This is a genomic window from Shewanella sp. SW24, from assembly GCF_025653395.1.
Taxonomy (GTDB): domain Bacteria; phylum Pseudomonadota; class Gammaproteobacteria; order Enterobacterales; family Shewanellaceae; genus Shewanella; species Shewanella oncorhynchi.
In genome coordinates, this window is the sequence record NZ_JAKKSH010000013.1 from 66,122 (window position 1) to 82,354 (window position 16,233).

The following is a 16,233-nucleotide window of genomic DNA, read 5'->3' on the forward strand; positions in this document are numbered from 1 at the left end:
AAACCATTACTACCGATAATCTGCAGCGCTTGCACTCGCCAATTCATTAGAATAAACTTATTGAAAATTTTCTAATGGTAGGGACAATGCTATGTTTCAATCTTTACTGGCTAAGTTATCCGGCAGCCACTCGGGCGAAAAATGTTGGCAATTGATTGAACAAGGCGCACGGGTGATTGATGTGCGTTCGCCGGAGGAATTTGCCTCAGGTCATTTGCCCCAAGCCATTAATGTGCCACTGCCAACACTCGACCAATGGTTACACCAAGTCGACAATAAACAGCATCCATTCGTGCTCTACTGTGGCGCAGGGATTCGAGCACAAAATGGCTGCGACATTCTCAAGGCCAATGGCTTTAGCTGCGTGGTGAATGGTGGTTCGCTTAAAGATTTAGTCTGCTGCCAGCCGAGCTAATTTAAGCCTTGGTTGTACGGCGCTAATCAGGCCAGTCTGTACATTGTGATGACTTAAATATCTGCGAGGTGGTGTATGCATAAAACAAATCATGCCAAAGCGTTACAGTTTGAAGCCACACAGGGTAACACTGCTGAAAAGCCGCTTGAAACTGAGCGCCATGCACGCTTTAGCATCAGTCGTAATCGCGACCAAGCCAGCACTAAGGTGCGTTATGTTGAGACTAGCACCCTCACCAAAGGCTGCAGCCTTTGCGAATAAACAGCTAAGCCTGCGACTTAAACCTAGTCGCTCCAACCTAGCCGCTCGAGTCTAGTAGCTCAAACCTAGCCACTTAAGCCAAGCGTGCTTAGCTGAAATGCACATACAAAAATGCCAGCCTATTAAGGGCTGGCATTATTTATTCAGCTAAATCAAATGACTCAGCTAATCAACGGAACAATTAAGCCTGCAACAGATCTATGCTGTGTTTCGCTTCGCCCATGCCTTTATCGTGTGCTTCAGGGCCCATATTCAGTGCTTCGGCGTAAACCACTTCAACATTGGTGATACCCATAAAGCCTAAAACCGTTTTCAAGTAAGGTACAACGTGATCCGTTGGGCCATCTTTGTGAGCGCCGCCACGGGTCGTCACTAACACGGCGCGTTTACCTTCCACTAATCCTTTTGGACCCGTTTCAGTATAAGTAAAAGTCACACCGGCACGGGCGACAAAATCGATCCAGTTTTTAAGTTGAACCGGAATCGTAAAGTTGTACATAGGTGCAGCGATAACAATCGTATCGTTCGCTTTTAATTCAGCGACTAAGGTATCTGATAAGGCGAGCATTTCTTGCTGACGTGCCGATAATTCTGCACCACCGCGTAACCCAGAAGCGATTTCACCGTCTACCATAGGTAGTACGTCTTTACCGCCTAAATCACGCACTGTAATAGCGGCGCCTTGGGTTTCCCAGTGACTCGCTAAGTGGTCAATTAACACGGCAGATTGTGAATAACCGCCAAGAATGCTTGATTTTAAAATTAAGACTTTAGACATAATCTGCTCCGAAAATAGGTAAATGACTCAGAGTAAGATGGAATATCTCAACTCTATGACGCTAGTGTATTAGCCCATAAAAAAGAAATAAAGCGGATAAAATCTGAGATTAGCTTCGATTTTTTAGAAAGGTTATACATCACCTTCGACGTACAGATACACTAAGTTGCTTTCGACGCATTCATACTTTCGACGTACTAACATACAGGCCTTCAAAAACCGCACACAATGAATCCATACAATACAATTGCACTTCCAGCTTCACCTTAACTCTGCGCCCCCTTTGTAACGGGCTGAGATCCACATCTGGCCATTGTACTTTTACCACAGGCTCACAAGTCACAGGAGCAAGATAACGAATATGGGCATCGGCGAGCACAATATCACCCGCCACGCCCACCAACTGTTGATTTAGCCACACGGCACCCCAGCCTGTTAAGGTCATCAAGGTATAAATGCTGCCCGCAAACATGGTCTGATGCAGATTAATATTGGGCGTCATCGGCGCTGTGACTCGAAATTCTCCCTCGCTGTAATCGAGTGGCACTATCTGCATAAACTCGCTAACGGGGATCGTACTGTGCCAAGTCTGGCGTAATTTAATGAGCAATTGATCCATATGCATTCCCCTTAAACATCACGATAGAAGCTACACCTGCAGATTAAAGGTCACAGGGCCATCATTGACTAAGGACACTTGCATATCGGCGCCGAACTGTCCGGTTTCTGTATGAACGCCCTTAGCGCGGCAGAATGCGACAAACTCTTCATACAAGCCTAAAGCTTGTTCCGGCGTACCCGCCCCTGAAAAACTCGGCCTCAAGCCTCGGCCTGTATCAGCGGCCAAGGTAAATTGTGACACGACTAATAAAGACCCACCGACTTGTTCTAGATTGAGATTCATCTTGCCATTTTCATCGGAAAAAACGCGATAACTCATGACTTTAGTCGCCAACTTTTCCATCTTCTCGCGGGTATCTTCTTGCTCGACACCGAGCAGAACCAACAAGCCTTTATTGATTTCACCTAGGGTTTGGTTATCAACCACCACACTGGCGCGACTCACTCTTTGAATTAACGCAATCACAACTTTTCCTTTTAGATTAAGGCTTAACGGGAACCATTTGCGGCATTAGCGGTAGCGGGCGGATATATTGCTCTACGCCATCAGGCAAAGATTGTACGACCTGCGCTAAGCCGCCATTCGTCCACAACATAAAGCGACGTAATTCTTCTATTTCAATACGGTCGGCAAAGGTCACTGTACCTTGCACTTGAATCACTGCGCCTTGGTCCAACAACACAAACTTGGCAAAATTAAGCTTCTGATTCAAGGTGCCAATCACGGCAGGCAACTCTTGGCTGGCCTGCAATTGCGGGTGCACAGCATAGAAGCGATTCATTAAAATACGGTCAATACCCGCTGAATTGATACTCGGCTCAAGCAAGAATTGGTTATTGCCAAACTGCACAGCCACTTTAGTCGGCGCAACTTGGGTGGCCAGATAATTTGCGTCAATCAACGCTTGATACAAGCGCTCAGCGGCAGCTTCATTGGTCAGTCCACCCAGTTCAACGACTTTGGGCGCGACGGGCGCACTCACGGTCTCCTGAGCCACCACAGGGTCAATCGCGCTGGTTTGCGAGGGCGCCGTGGCGGCACAGGCGGTTAATCCGAGTAAAGTGGCACTGATGAGCAATGTTTTCATTGTATTTCCCTTTGATGTATCCACGACCACATAGCATGGATTTCTGCTGTAACCGCCAAAAACAAAGACTCACTATTGAGCATATGTCCGCCATCGACAACAGATTGAATTGTAATAGCATGCTCCAACCCAGCCAAAAAATCGCGTAATAGCGTCGCTGGGCAAATTGCATCCTGCATTCCTTGCAATAACACACTACGCGCCTTCACTCTAGGCGTCACGCGCTGTAACACATTCATCGCATTGAAGTAATTATGTCGAGCAAAGTGTAACTCGATATTGGCTAATGCTAATACGGATTCGGGTAACAGCCTTGGCAGCACTAACCTCGCCCCCGCAAGCTGCAACTCCCACTGTACCCAACGCCGCGCAAAATGGTATCGCACATTTTCGTCGGCTGATGCCAAACCTAGATGGTACGAATCCAGCAGTTCAGTCAGCGATAACTGAACCGGAAAAATGTCATTGAAGAGTCGATAAGCAACAGGTTGCAATTTTGCCGCGCCGTCAGCGCCATAGAGCCAGTCGAGACCTTCTTTGGATGGAATAAATAACGCCCACAGTACCTGTGCAATCACCCGCTCTGGGAATAATCCGCTGTAAATTAAGCCTAATGTTGCCCCAAAAGAGCCACCTGCTAAACACCAACGCTCAATACCCAATGCAAGGCGAATCGCCTCAATATCGCTAATCAAACCCGTGAGATGGTTGTTGGCTAAATCGCCAAAGGGTAAAGATTGCCCAGACCCGCGTTGATCTAAAAGCAAAATCCAATATTGATCGCCATTAAATAAAGCTAAATCACCGATATCACAACCCGCTCCTGGACCGCCGTGCAAATACAGCAGTGGGATACCTTGTGGATTACCGTATTGCGCCAGATGCAATTGCTGACCATTGCCAACGTTAAACCAGTCGCGACGGATAAAAGATGGGAAGGATTCAGGCATTCAGTGTCATCGCCATTAATAATCCTCTAATGGCGTCATTCAGATTTAGCCACCGCCTTGAGTGCCGTCACCTCAGCCGAAGTTAACACCGCAGCGGAATTATCTTGGGAGGCATTTTCTAGAGGCTTAGCATTCAGAGCGGTTTCGTCATCATCTGAGCTCGACTCATAATCTAAATATTCAGGCATCGCGGCGGTAATTTCCGCGCCGAGTAATACTATCATCCACGATAAATACACCCAGACAAAGATAATGGGGATCACGGCTAAAGCACCATAAATCGCTTCATAACTCGGAAACTGAGTGACATACATAGCAAAGGCTTTTTTACCTAACTCAAACAAGATTGCGGCAACAATCGCCCCTAATAGTGCATGTAGAAACTTCACTTTTTGATTAGGCACCACCATATACAACAATAAAAATGCCGCCACAGAGAAAAGCATAGGTAAACGCTCAAGAAACACGGGCACCACACCCGACAACTGACCGTCAAAGACCTTCAGTGACACCACGTAGGAAGTGGCGACCAAACTGGCCCCCACCAATACCGGGCCCAAAGTGATGACCATCCAATACATAGAAAAAGCCACCACCACTGAACGCTTCTCTTTAGTACGCCAAATGTTATTGAGCGATTTATCAATGGCGGAAATTAGCAAAATGGCAACCACGACTAAGGCCGCAATCCCGACCGCAGTCCCCTTAGAGGCATTGGCCACAAACTCATTGATATACACTTGCACAGTATCGCCAGCGGCAGGTAAAAAATTCTGATAAACGAAACCTTCTATCTGTCCACGTATCCCCTTAAATACCGGAAAAGCTGACAGCATAGACATAGTCACCGCCACCATAGGCACGAGTGACAACAGTGTGACATAGGCTAAATGTCCGGCGCGAATATTGATTTGATCTTCAACTAAACGCCGTCTCAAATGCAGCAGGAAGTGCCAGATCCCGAGGAATAAGGCGCGAATTTGTGCCAGTTCTATCTTCTTAGTCACGGGTTTCTCTTGATTCTGTTGGTATAGACTCGTTATCTTCGTACAATAAACACTTAATTTACAAGTCTAAGGAGTGAATTGATGTCTCAACAAGGATCTGCAGGTAACGTTATTTCTGCTATTGCTAGCCTATTTTTTCCTGGGCTAGGCCAATTATTGCAAGGCCGAATAATGGCCGCACTGTTATTTTTCATTATCACAGTGGTGGGTTATGCCCTCTGGTGGCTGATTGTGCCCGCGGTAATAGGTGCTATCTTTCATCTGTGGAGCATTATCGATGCGGCGCGATTTAAAGCCGATTAATTAATTTCATTCAGCGACGGAACACCCAATGAAAAGACTGATAGCTTCAGGGCTGATTGCCACAAGTCTCCTGCTTAGTGGTTGCCAGAGTGCCTACTACGGCGCAATGGAAAAGGTCGGTTACCATAAACGCGATATTATGGTCGACAGAGTTAAAGATGCGAAAAAATCCCAACAGGATGCTCAAAAAGAGTTCAGCTCAGCCCTAGAAGAAATGCAAGCGCTGCTCAATTACAGTGATGGCAACTTAGAAAAAGCCTATAGCAGAGCCAAAGATGAATACGAATCGGCTCAAAGTGCCGCCGACAACGTCAGCAACCGCATCAATAAAGTCGAAGATGTAGCCGAAGCACTGTTCGATGAGTGGCAAAATGAAATTAGCGAGATCAGTAAAGCCAACCTACGCCGCAACAGTGAAACTAAACTCAAAGAAACGCGCCGCGCCTATGAACAATTGATTAAAAGTATGCGCCGTGCCGAGTCAAAAATGCCGCCGATACTCACCGCCATGAAAGATAATATGCTGTATCTCAAGCATAACTTGAACGCCCAAGCCATTGGTGCGATTAAAAGCGAATTTGCGAGTCTGCAAACCGATATTTCTGGCCTGATTAAAGAGATGAACACCTCGATTAACGAATCGAGCAAATTTATCGAAGCACTCGAAAAATCAAAAAATTAATCCAAATGCCCCACTGAATTCCTAAGCCCTAGCAAAATAAATTGCTGGGGCTTTTTATTCTTTGTGTGACCTGGCCCTCTGTCCCTGCAAGCCATACTTTATTTGTGCAAGACTAAAACACTTAGCTTTGTGAGCTATGGCGCGCTTTAATTGATTGATAGCGCGAATCTTAGATCTGACGCACAATTTCACTTATTACTCAAAAACTTATCCTCAGTTCACCACTCAGAGCCTGTACTTGTAACTTATTAGCTGTATTCATCACTATGACTTTTATCGAATCACTCACGCTGATGTTGGCACTCATGTATCTCGCCTCCCTCAGCTATTGGAGCGGCCAGAAATGGGGCGCGGTCGCCACACTGTTGCTCAGTATCGGTGCGGTGGCAATGAGTCTTTATTGGCCACTGGCTCTCGGGCTTCTTATTGCACTACCACTGATGCTACTTGGGCATAAATTTGCGCCTGATGCACTCAAGGGTGAAATTAAAATCAATACCCTTCGCGAAGGGACTCAACATGTCTTAGCGCTATCGCTCTTGCTGGTTGCCATACAATACACAATCAATACCGTACTGCTTAAGCAAGGAATCACACCTTGGCTAATGCGCCCCGACGTAGTCGATGCCTTTTTACCGATTGCGGGTGGCATTGAGCTTAAAGCCATTATCAGCCTCAATTTGTGGGATCAAACCCATCCTGCGGCAGCAGTCATGCTAGCGGCGGTATTACTCACAGGTTTACTCTGCAAGCGGGCATTTTGCGGTTGGGCTTGCCCATTAGGTCTGGCAGGGGAATATCTGTATTCCTTTAGAAAACGCTTTATTAAATCAGAGCTTACACCACCTGCTTGGCTAGATTGGCCACTGCGAATGTTGAAATATCTATTACTCCTAGCACTTTGCTACATAGTCATTGGTATGCCAGCACAATCCATCCCCCATTATCTTGAAGGTAATTATCATAAGATTGCCGACTTGAAGATGGCATTGTTCTTCCTAACACCCAGCCTAATCACGCTACTGGTATTTGCGCTGATCCTCGCTTTAGCTGCATGGCGTCGTCAGGGATTCTGCCGTTACTTGTGTCCCTATGGCGCAATGCTTGGGATCTTAAGCTTTGCGAGCCCATTAAAAATCCGCCGCAATACCCAGCACTGCCTTATCGAAGCAAAAGGGATGAAATGCGACAAGTGCACCCGCGCTTGCCCAGCAAACATCATAGTGCACACTAAAACCACGGTTCGCAGTGACGAGTGCCAAGCCTGCATGCGCTGTGTCGCGGCTTGCCCTAAATCTGCCGCCCTCGGCCTTGGGCTGAAATCCGGCCACAGACTCGGTCATAAGGGATTGCTCGCATTAGTGCTTATCGCATTATTTATCCTACCGCTGGGCGCTTACTTAGCAGGTTTCTGGCATAGCCAAACACCAGACAACATCCGCATGGAATTGATCCAAGTGATTAATAGAATTGGGCACTAGAACACTAGAACACTAGAACACTAGAACACTAGAACACTAGAACACTAGAACACTAGAACACTAGAACACTAGAACACTAGAACACTAGAACACTAGAACACTAGAACACCTAAAATGACACATATGACGGGATCCAATTGCGATGGAATAAAACACTAACGAAATTGGAAAACAGCAGCAGATAAGACTAGAAAACCTCAAAATGGAAACCTTTAGGTACAACTAAAGGTTGACCCACTTATTAGGAGCAATCTGAAAGGATTAAAATAAAATCATATAGAACAGATGCTTAATTGACACAAAATCTAATTACTGGTCTAATTCGCGCGCATTTAATAAAGGAATGTATTAACCAAAGGAATTATTGTGTGAAAAAATCATTATTGATCGCTCTTACTGCTCTGCCATTATTTGCTTATGCTGGCCCATTCGATTCAATCGTTAAATCAGCAACTCAATCTGTCACTGACACAGTGAATGATACGGCAACCAATGCGTTAGACAGCGCAACGAATGAAGCGATTAAAAATACATTCGGCATTAAAGAAGGCTCAACCAAGCAAACAATCACTGAAAAATTAGGTGCGCCTGCTAGCACTTATAATGAAGCGGATCTAGAAGTTTGGGCCTATGATCTTAGTGCGTTAAATGCAGCTTCTCCAATGCTGGCAGAAACCACTAAGACTTTGCTCAAAGATAATGAAGTCGCTCAGAAAAATGTGACTATCAGCTTCAAAGGTGAAAGTGTCAATGCGGTAAAATTGGCAGATAAAGCTAAGTCATAAGCTTGACGCTCACTCGATAGGGCTCTAAGTCCTATCGAGTATCCCGACGTCCTCGGCCGCACCACAGCGAGATAGGCGTTAGCAATAAAGCAACTGCCAAATACTATCCAGAAAAGACCTCACGTGCCGCCTAGTGACACACTCAGCTAACGCAATCCAGTAACCTCTCATCAGCAACCCCTGCTAAGCAATACCAACGAGCTTTGCCTGATTTTGAACTCGTGACGACTGCTGTGCTATTATGCGCCATTTCTCAATGTCTGATGATCAAATTAATCGTATGAAGTTAAGTCAATTTCGCAGTGTGTTGTTTCTTTATGTCTCAATGTTATTCATTCTCGCCTGTTTCCGCTTAGCCAATTACATTGCGTATCACGATTATTTTGCGGGAAGTATCGATGTCATGACGATACTGTTCACTTCAGTTAGATTTGATCTAATGACAGCAAGCTATGTGCTGCTATTGCCGACCTTACTCATATTAACCCCAGCAAAGGGGCGAATTGCCTCAATGATAAAAGGAACTGGACTGCAACTAGGTCTAATTATGCTGATGCTATCGACCATCGCACTGATGGGTGATTTCATCTATTTTGGGGTAGTAAACAGACACACATTTAATGATTTGCCTCTACTCATGACAGAGACATCATTTATTATTCCGTTTCTAGTCAAAGATCATCTTGCTCTGACCATATTTAGCTTAGTATTAGTTATTTCAGCCATCCTTTTTTGGCTAAAAAAATGGCGTACCCTTTTCTATGTCGCCAAACCGCATAAATCATTTCTAGCTCAATGTGGTACATTTTTACTCGCATTACCCTTATTGATCCTGTGCATGCGCGGATTAGACTTACACGGTAAGCCATTAGGGATTATCGATGCCTATGATAGCCAGAATGAGCAGCAAGCTAATTTGATATTAAATGGCATTTACACGGGGGCCAAAGGAACAGCACAGAGCTACCAACGCACAGATTACAAATATTTCAACGCAGAACAGCTTGCAGCCCATCTGAACAAAACTGAAGCTGAAGCGTATCAATATCCATTTCTCAGTCAATTCCCAGAAAATAGCCCCAATGGTCGTAACTTAGTCATTATTTTAGTTGAAGCATTGAGCTACGCCTATGTCGATGGCCTATCCGGATCAGATTATAGAGTCACACCATTTTTAGATGAATTATCTAAAAAAGCCGAAGTATATGACAATTTTTACGCCGTCGGTCAGCGCAGTAATTTAGGGGTTCAAGCCAGCTTATTCGGCCTACCGCCCCTAGAAAGTGTGGGCTATATTGGTGGTGGTCTCGAATTATCACGCCTCACAAAAATCGGTAATATCGCCCAATCACACGGCTACCAAACCCAAATGCTGCAAAGCTCAAAACGCGATTCCATTCGCCTAGATTCCATCGCTAACTATACGGGTTTTCAGCAATATTTAGGTCGCAGTGATATCCCCATTACCCGCACAGATTATCCCGATCCCGATGGTGCTCAATTTGGTTGGGACTATGAAATGCTAATGAAAACACTCGAACTGGCCAATAAAAGTGACAAACCTTTTATCAGTTTTTGATTTACAGGCACCACCCACATGCCATACGTAGAAACACCGAAGCACTTACAGGTTTATCCGTATGGCCAAGATACATTTACAGATTTTTTGAACACTGTTAGATATACAGATGAAGCTCTTAAAGCATTTTTTACAGAAGCTTCAAAGCAGGACTGGTACGAAAATACGACTTTCATGATTTTAGCAGATCATACCTTGTTCAATACGAAAACGCCGGGCTTAAAAAGTGCATTCCATATTCCGTTATGGATTTACCGTCCAGGGCAAAACATAGCCCCTAAACGGCATAAAATACTTGCAAGCCAACTAGATATTTTACCTACAGCTTTTGATTTACTCGGTTTTAATAACGAGTTCGCATCTGTTGGACGATCACTTTATAGAGACCGAAAACCCTACAGCATAGTCGTAAAAGGGGACTTACTAGGCGCATTTACTAACTCAGGTTCGTTTTTAATTGCGGGAGATAAAATCATATCAGAGAGTGATAGTGCAGATTTTACTCAAAATGATGCTCCTAAGTATGCAGAACAACTAAAACTTGAATTCCAACTATCCCAACAGGCTGTGTTAAATAATACTTGGGCTAAATGATACATTAAGTGAATACAAAACAATTTTGTCTCACAGACCATACTGCAGATACTGGCTTACATCACCCTCTGCAGTATTTTTAATATATATGTCATAAAATTGATTACAATCAGGCAACAGCTAGACTTTATCGCAGATAATATTCCTATACGGATATTAGGAAAATGGTTTTATGTTCCCCAACGGAGCTAACCTATGCGACCCGACCGACAGCAATTGATCCATTCGTTATTTGACGAATATATTGAGATGTATGCCTCCCGTGATGACAGGCTAACTCGTCGCTTTAGTGATAACTTTAGCGGCTATGCAGGGAGCAGTGACCAGCTTGTCACCAGCAGGGAAGAATGGGTGCGAATCACTCGTCAAGACTTTGCACAAGTGCCTGAGCGAATCCACATCGAAATGTTAGATCTTTCTTTACAAGATCTTGCCGACAACCTCGTGGTTGTGACTGCCTTTTTCCATATCCACTTACCTATCCCTAATCCTATGCTTTCCCGCGAGACAGCACGGCTAGTGTTGATATTTCACCGAGAAAACAACGACTGGATGATTGTCCACAGTGGCATATCCATCCCCTACGGCTTAGCCCACAAAGGGGAAATTTACCCGATCGCGCGATTAGAGGAACGTAACGTCGAACTTGAATCCATGATCACAGCTCGAACCAGTGAACTGGCAGAAGCCAATAGGCAACTTGAAATACTCAGCAATACCGACGGTTTAACCAATATAGGCAATCGCCGCCTATTTGACATGATGTTACAAACAGAGTGGAGTCGAGGACAAAGGAGTAATTCCTCACTGGCCCTCATCATGCTCGATATTGACCACTTTAAACAATTTAACGATCACTATGGCCACCTCGCCGGAGATGATTGCCTTAAACAATTAGCGAGTACACTATCCCAGTCCGGTCGCAGAGCGGGCGAATTAGTCGCTCGCTACGGCGGCGAAGAATTTGTCATTCTATTACCGAATGTCGATAATCAAACCGTACTTGAGACAGCGCAGCATATACATCAGTTGATCCAAGCCATTGCCATTCCGCATGCAAATACCGACCTTGGGATTGTAACAGTGAGCGCAGGCGTCGCCTATCTGCAACCCTCTAACAAACAAAATGCTCTAGAACTCGTTCGCCAAGCGGACGCCGCCCTCTACCGCGCAAAATCCGCTGGCCGCAATTGCATACGGGTGATGGATGAGGATGACTAATACCCATTACTCAATTTATCCCAACAAAAAGCCCTGCACAGTTTCCTATGCAGGGCTTTTTAAACCGATTGGCTCACCTTAAGGGCGTGTCACCTGAGTTAACAGGCTGGCATTAACCGCGGTTAAAGCGCTTACGATCGTTTTCAGTCAAGTGTCTCTTACGAACACGAATGTTCTTAGGCGTTACTTCAACTAATTCATCATCATCGATGAACTCAAGCGCTTGCTCAAGTGTCATTGTGATTGGCGTAGTCAGCACTTGGGCTTCGTCAGTACCAGAAGCACGCATGTTGGTCAGCTGCTTACCTTTCAAACAGTTAACAGTCAGATCGTTTGAGCGAGCGTGAATACCAACCACTTGGCCTTCGTATACTTCAGCGGCGTGGCCGATAAAGAGACGACCGCGATCTTGCAGACCGAACAGTGCGAAGGTCAGAGCCTTACCCGTTGCGTTAGAGATCAATACGCCGTTAGCGCGTTGACCGATATCGCCACCTTTATGTGGACCGTAATGGTCGAATGAGTGATAAATTAGACCAGTACCAGAAGTCGCAGTCATAAACTCAGTTTGGAAACCGATTAAACCACGGCTTGGGATGATGAAGTCGATACGGACACGACCTTTACCATCAAGCTGCATGTCTTTCATTTCAGCTTTACGGGTACCTAACTTCTCGATTACTGTGCCTTGATCTTCTTCTTCAACGTCAACAGTCAAGGTTTCAAATGGTTCACACAGTTCACCGTCGATAGTTTTCAGAATAACTTCTGGACGTGATACGGCTAACTCGTAACCTTCACGACGCATGTTTTCAATCAAGATTGATAAATGCAATTCACCACGACCAGATACACGGAAGCGATCTGGACTTTCTGTTTCTTCAACACGCAGTGCCACGTTGTGGACTAATTCTGTTTGCAGACGCTCCAGAATGTTACGTGAAGTCACATACTTACCTTCTTTACCTGCAAAAGGTGAAGTATTAACTTGGAAAGTCATGGTCAGAGTAGGTTCATCAACAGTCAAAGGTGGCATAGCTTCTACTGCACCAACGGCACAGATAGTGTCAGAAATTTTCAGCTCGCCTAAACCAGTGATAGCAACGATGTCGCCAGCGTTAGCAATTTCAACTTCAGTACGGTCTAGACCCATGTAACCTAATACTTGGCCCATTTTACCGTTACGAGTTTTGCCATCAGCGCCAATAATAGTCACTTGTTGGTTCGTTTTCACGCTACCACGCTTGATGCGGCCGATACCGATAACACCCACGTATGAGTTGTAGTCGATTTGCGAAATTTGCATCTGGAACGCGCCTTCGGCGTCAGCATCTGGGAAAGATACTTTTTCAACGATAGTTTGGAACAGCGGCGTCATATCATCGCTCGCTACATCCGGATCTAAAGTTGCAAAACCGTTTAACGCAGAAGCGTAAACGATCGGGAAATCTAACTGCTCGTCAGTTGCACCTAAGTTATCGAACAGGTCGAATACTTGGTCAATAACCCAATCTGGGCGTGCACCTGGACGGTCAATTTTGTTGATAACAACGATTGGCTTTAAGCCTTGAGCAAACGCTTTCTTCGTTACGAAGCGAGTTTGTGGCATTGGACCGTCAACGGCATCAACCAGCAATAATACTGAGTCAACCATAGACAGAACACGCTCAACCTCACCACCGAAATCGGCGTGGCCTGGGGTATCAACGATGTTAATACGGTAGTCGTTCCACTTGATGGCAGTATTCTTTGCCAGAATCGTGATCCCACGTTCCTTTTCAAGATCGTTGGAGTCCATCACCCGCTCAGTGGCTTCTCCTCGGGTTGCAAGGGTGCCTGACTGTGACAGCAACTTGTCTACCAGGGTCGTTTTGCCATGGTCAACGTGTGCAATAATGGCGATGTTACGTAAATTCTCTAGCACGGATAAACCTCTTACCATCAAACAAAAATAGGGATATTTCAGTAATTCGTTATGGTGATCGAGCTCGATCTACCACAATAAAAAGCGTGCCATTCTACTCCAGAGCGGCCTTGGCGCACAGGATTATTTTTGAACACTTATAAAACAATTCGCCAATCCTTGGGTAATTTCCGCCAATCATCCACTGAATGAAATCCTCTATAGCCAGAGTTAACGCTCTGTTTAATTGCCATATTCGTAGGAAAAATCTGAGTTAAGCAGCTGAATTTGCTATTTTTCGTATTCAATGTTAGCACTGCTAATGTCGATTTAAGCATCAGCAAAATCGACTTAGACACAGAGAAATTACCACGTGAACACACTGCAATAAATTCTGCTACACACTTAATCTAACGTTCATGTTGGCGTTTACACCCGATGACATTAAGACTCACTTCATTGTCACGGGATACCTTTTTACGCATCACTGATTTCACTAGGTCTGTGAACAGCAAAGACATTTCGCACATGAGAACGAACTCTTTCCTAATAATATGATAATAAACCACTATTGGATTGATAATACGTGGCATAGTTGGACAGACTAGCGTGGTTTTATGACAATTATGCGGCGGTTATGCGGTGGTAAATAGTCCCGATCGGCGCTGAAAGTATGTGTGAGCTTCACAGAGGCAGTACTTACTGAGATAGTGAAAGCCAAAGTGTCATTGCCATCTCATTGCCATATAAGCGGTGCATGTTATCGCTGTGCATCCCAGCTTAAGGTTTGCATGAATCACTTCAGTGCGCACCAAAATGGAGTAATGCACCAAAATGCCACAGACAAAGGCACCATTATGGTGCGCACGCGAATCCAATTAAGTGCAACAAAGATTTTAAACCATGTTAATCAGTAAGTTAAATTATTGGCATGGATATCGCTTTATAGCTCGTAAGTTTGGCTCAAGATAAATCACTTGAGTTAAAAGATTATAAAAGGGGCATCCCTTTACCCTACCGGAGGCTTGAGAATGTCAGTTGAATCAGTTTTAAAGCAACTTGAAGAATTAGAAGTTAAGTTCGTTGATTTACGTTTTACCGACACTAAAGGTAAAGAGCAGCACGTATCTATTCCTTCTCATCAGGTAGATGCTGATTTCTTCGAAGACGGCAAAATGTTTGACGGTTCTTCTATCGCAGGTTGGAAGGGCATTAACGAATCAGACATGGTACTGATGCCAGATCCAACGACATTTGTACTGGATCCTTTCACCGAAGAAACCACAGCGCTGATCCGTTGTGACATTCTTGAACCCGGTACTATGACAGGTTACGACCGTGACCCACGCTCAATTGCTAAAAAAGCAGAAGCTTACCTGATCTCTACTGGTATCGCTGATACTGTATTGATTGGACCAGAACCAGAATTCTTCCTATTTGACGATGTCCGTTTCGGTACTGACATGTCAGGTTGTTTCGTTAAGATCGACGCTAAAGAAGCGGCTTGGAACTCAGGCACTAGCTACGAAGGCGGCAACACAGGTCACCGTCCATTTGTTAAAGGCGGTTACTTCCCAGTTGCACCGGTTGACTCATCACAAGACCTACGTAGCGCTATGTGTTTAGTGCTCGAAGAAATGGGCCAAGTGGTTGAAGCGCATCACCACGAAGTGGCGACTGCAGGTCAAAACGAAATCGCCACTCGCTTCAACACCTTGACTAAGAAAGCGGATGAAATCCAAATTCTGAAGTACGTAGTGCACAACATGGCACACGCTTACGGTAAGACTGCGACTTTCATGCCTAAACCCATCGTTGGTGACAACGGTAGCGGCATGCACGTTCACCAATCTCTGGCGAAAGACGGTGTTAACTTGTTCGCTGGCGACAAATACGCAGGTTTAAGTGAAACGGCTCTGTACTACATAGGTGGTATCATCAAGCACGCTCGCGCACTGAACGCTTTCACTAACCCAAGCACTAACTCTTACAAGCGTTTAGTGCCACACTTTGAAGCACCTGTTATGTTGGCCTACTCTGCCCGTAACCGCTCTGCATCAATCCGTATTCCAGTGGTACCAAGCCCTAAAGGCCGTCGTATCGAAGCACGTTTCCCTGACCCACATGCAAACCCATACTTAGGTTTCGCAGCGCTGCTGATGGCGGGTCTTGACGGTATCCAAAACAAGATCCACCCAGGTGAAGCGATGGACAAAGATCTGTACGATCTGCCTCCAGAAGAAGCGGCTGAAATCCCACAAGTGGCAACATCATTAGAAAACGCCCTTGAAAATCTGCAAGCTGACCATGAGTTCCTGACTAAAGGCGGCGTGTTCAGTGAAGATTTCATCCAATCTTATATCGTACTGAAAACAGCAGAAGCTGAGCGCGTAGCACGTACAACTCACCCACTTGAGTTTGAAATGTACTACAGCCTGTAATGGCTATCGCTATACAACCGGCTCGCTTTATGTAATTTATACAGAAAATATAAAAGCCTCGATAGCAACGCTATCGGGGCTTTTTGTATTTTGAAGGTATATACAACTTTTATTCTGATTCAAT

Annotated in this window: 15 protein-coding genes and 1 pseudogene; 9 read left to right on the forward strand and 7 right to left on the reverse strand. The window is 45.1% G+C overall.

The window, feature by feature from the left end; translation table 11 throughout:
- The first annotated feature begins 91 nt into the window (after window positions 1–91).
- On the forward strand, window positions 92–415 hold the full coding sequence (locus L5M17_RS12385) for a rhodanese-like domain-containing protein (RefSeq protein ID WP_131524018.1): 324 nt from the start codon (window positions 92–94) through the stop codon (window positions 413–415).
- A gap of 75 nt (window positions 416–490) precedes the next feature.
- Entirely contained in the window at window positions 491–676 is a 186-nt protein-coding gene (locus L5M17_RS12390; protein ID WP_263147802.1) for a hypothetical protein, read from the forward strand.
- 181 nt (window positions 677–857) lie between these two features.
- Here L5M17_RS12390 and azoR read toward each other — a convergent pair whose 3' ends face one another.
- The 6 genes from azoR to L5M17_RS12420 form a co-directional block, all read right to left on the reverse strand.
- Entirely contained in the window at window positions 858–1,454 is a 597-nt protein-coding gene (azoR, locus tag L5M17_RS12395; protein WP_173242729.1) for an FMN-dependent NADH-azoreductase, read from the reverse strand.
- 181 nt (window positions 1,455–1,635) lie between these two features.
- Window positions 1,636–2,073 carry a thioesterase domain-containing protein gene (locus tag L5M17_RS12400; RefSeq protein WP_263147805.1) on the reverse strand — a complete coding sequence of 146 codons (438 nt, stop codon included), beginning with the start codon at window positions 2,071–2,073 and terminating at the stop codon, window positions 1,636–1,638.
- 30 nt (window positions 2,074–2,103) lie between these two features.
- Window positions 2,104–2,541, reverse strand: coding sequence for a D-aminoacyl-tRNA deacylase (gene dtd / locus L5M17_RS12405; RefSeq protein WP_131524019.1), 438 nt, complete (start codon window positions 2,539–2,541; stop codon window positions 2,104–2,106).
- Between the two features lie 16 nt (window positions 2,542–2,557).
- On the reverse strand, window positions 2,558–3,163 hold the full coding sequence (locus tag L5M17_RS12410; RefSeq protein WP_263147809.1) for a hypothetical protein: 606 nt from the start codon (window positions 3,161–3,163) through the stop codon (window positions 2,558–2,560).
- Window positions 3,160–4,113 (reverse strand): alpha/beta fold hydrolase, encoded by a 954-nt coding sequence (locus L5M17_RS12415; RefSeq protein WP_263147811.1) that lies wholly within the window; start codon window positions 4,111–4,113, stop codon window positions 3,160–3,162. Before L5M17_RS12415 ends, L5M17_RS12410 begins: the two co-directional genes overlap by 4 nt.
- 35 nt (window positions 4,114–4,148) lie before the next feature.
- A complete protein-coding gene (locus tag L5M17_RS12420) occupies window positions 4,149–5,120 on the reverse strand; it encodes a virulence factor BrkB family protein (protein ID WP_263147813.1) in 972 nt (323 codons plus the stop codon).
- A gap of 81 nt (window positions 5,121–5,201) precedes the next feature.
- Between L5M17_RS12420 and L5M17_RS12425 the strand changes: the two genes are divergently transcribed.
- From L5M17_RS12425 to L5M17_RS12450, 6 genes and pseudogenes are all read left to right on the forward strand, one after another.
- Window positions 5,202–5,423, forward strand: coding sequence for a hypothetical protein (locus tag L5M17_RS12425; protein WP_006079786.1), 222 nt, complete (start codon window positions 5,202–5,204; stop codon window positions 5,421–5,423).
- A 28-nt stretch (window positions 5,424–5,451) separates the two neighbouring features.
- Window positions 5,452–6,105 (forward strand): DUF2959 domain-containing protein, encoded by a 654-nt coding sequence (locus tag L5M17_RS12430; RefSeq protein ID WP_168826470.1) that lies wholly within the window; start codon window positions 5,452–5,454, stop codon window positions 6,103–6,105.
- Window positions 6,106–6,371: 266 nt separating this feature from the next.
- On the forward strand, window positions 6,372–7,586 hold the full coding sequence (locus L5M17_RS12435; protein WP_105251123.1) for a 4Fe-4S binding protein: 1,215 nt from the start codon (window positions 6,372–6,374) through the stop codon (window positions 7,584–7,586).
- 368 nt (window positions 7,587–7,954) lie between these two features.
- Window positions 7,955–8,371: a hypothetical protein gene (locus L5M17_RS12440; RefSeq protein WP_105251122.1), complete on the forward strand. Its 417-nt coding sequence runs from the start codon at window positions 7,955–7,957 to the stop codon at window positions 8,369–8,371.
- A 637-nt stretch (window positions 8,372–9,008) separates the two neighbouring features.
- Window positions 9,009–10,544, forward strand: a pseudogene (locus tag L5M17_RS12445) (LTA synthase family protein).
- Between the two features lie 195 nt (window positions 10,545–10,739).
- On the forward strand, window positions 10,740–11,765 hold the full coding sequence (locus L5M17_RS12450; protein WP_263147818.1) for a GGDEF domain-containing protein: 1,026 nt from the start codon (window positions 10,740–10,742) through the stop codon (window positions 11,763–11,765).
- A gap of 112 nt (window positions 11,766–11,877) precedes the next feature.
- On the opposite strand, the gene typA is transcribed toward L5M17_RS12450, so the two are convergent.
- Window positions 11,878–13,689: a translational GTPase TypA gene (typA, locus tag L5M17_RS12455; protein WP_105251119.1), complete on the reverse strand. Its 1,812-nt coding sequence runs from the start codon at window positions 13,687–13,689 to the stop codon at window positions 11,878–11,880.
- Between the two features lie 1,010 nt (window positions 13,690–14,699).
- On the opposite strand from typA, the gene glnA reads away from it, so the two are divergent.
- Window positions 14,700–16,109 carry a glutamate--ammonia ligase gene (gene glnA / locus L5M17_RS12460; protein ID WP_113941334.1) on the forward strand — a complete coding sequence of 470 codons (1,410 nt, stop codon included), beginning with the start codon at window positions 14,700–14,702 and terminating at the stop codon, window positions 16,107–16,109.
- Window positions 16,110–16,233 lie beyond the last annotated feature (124 nt).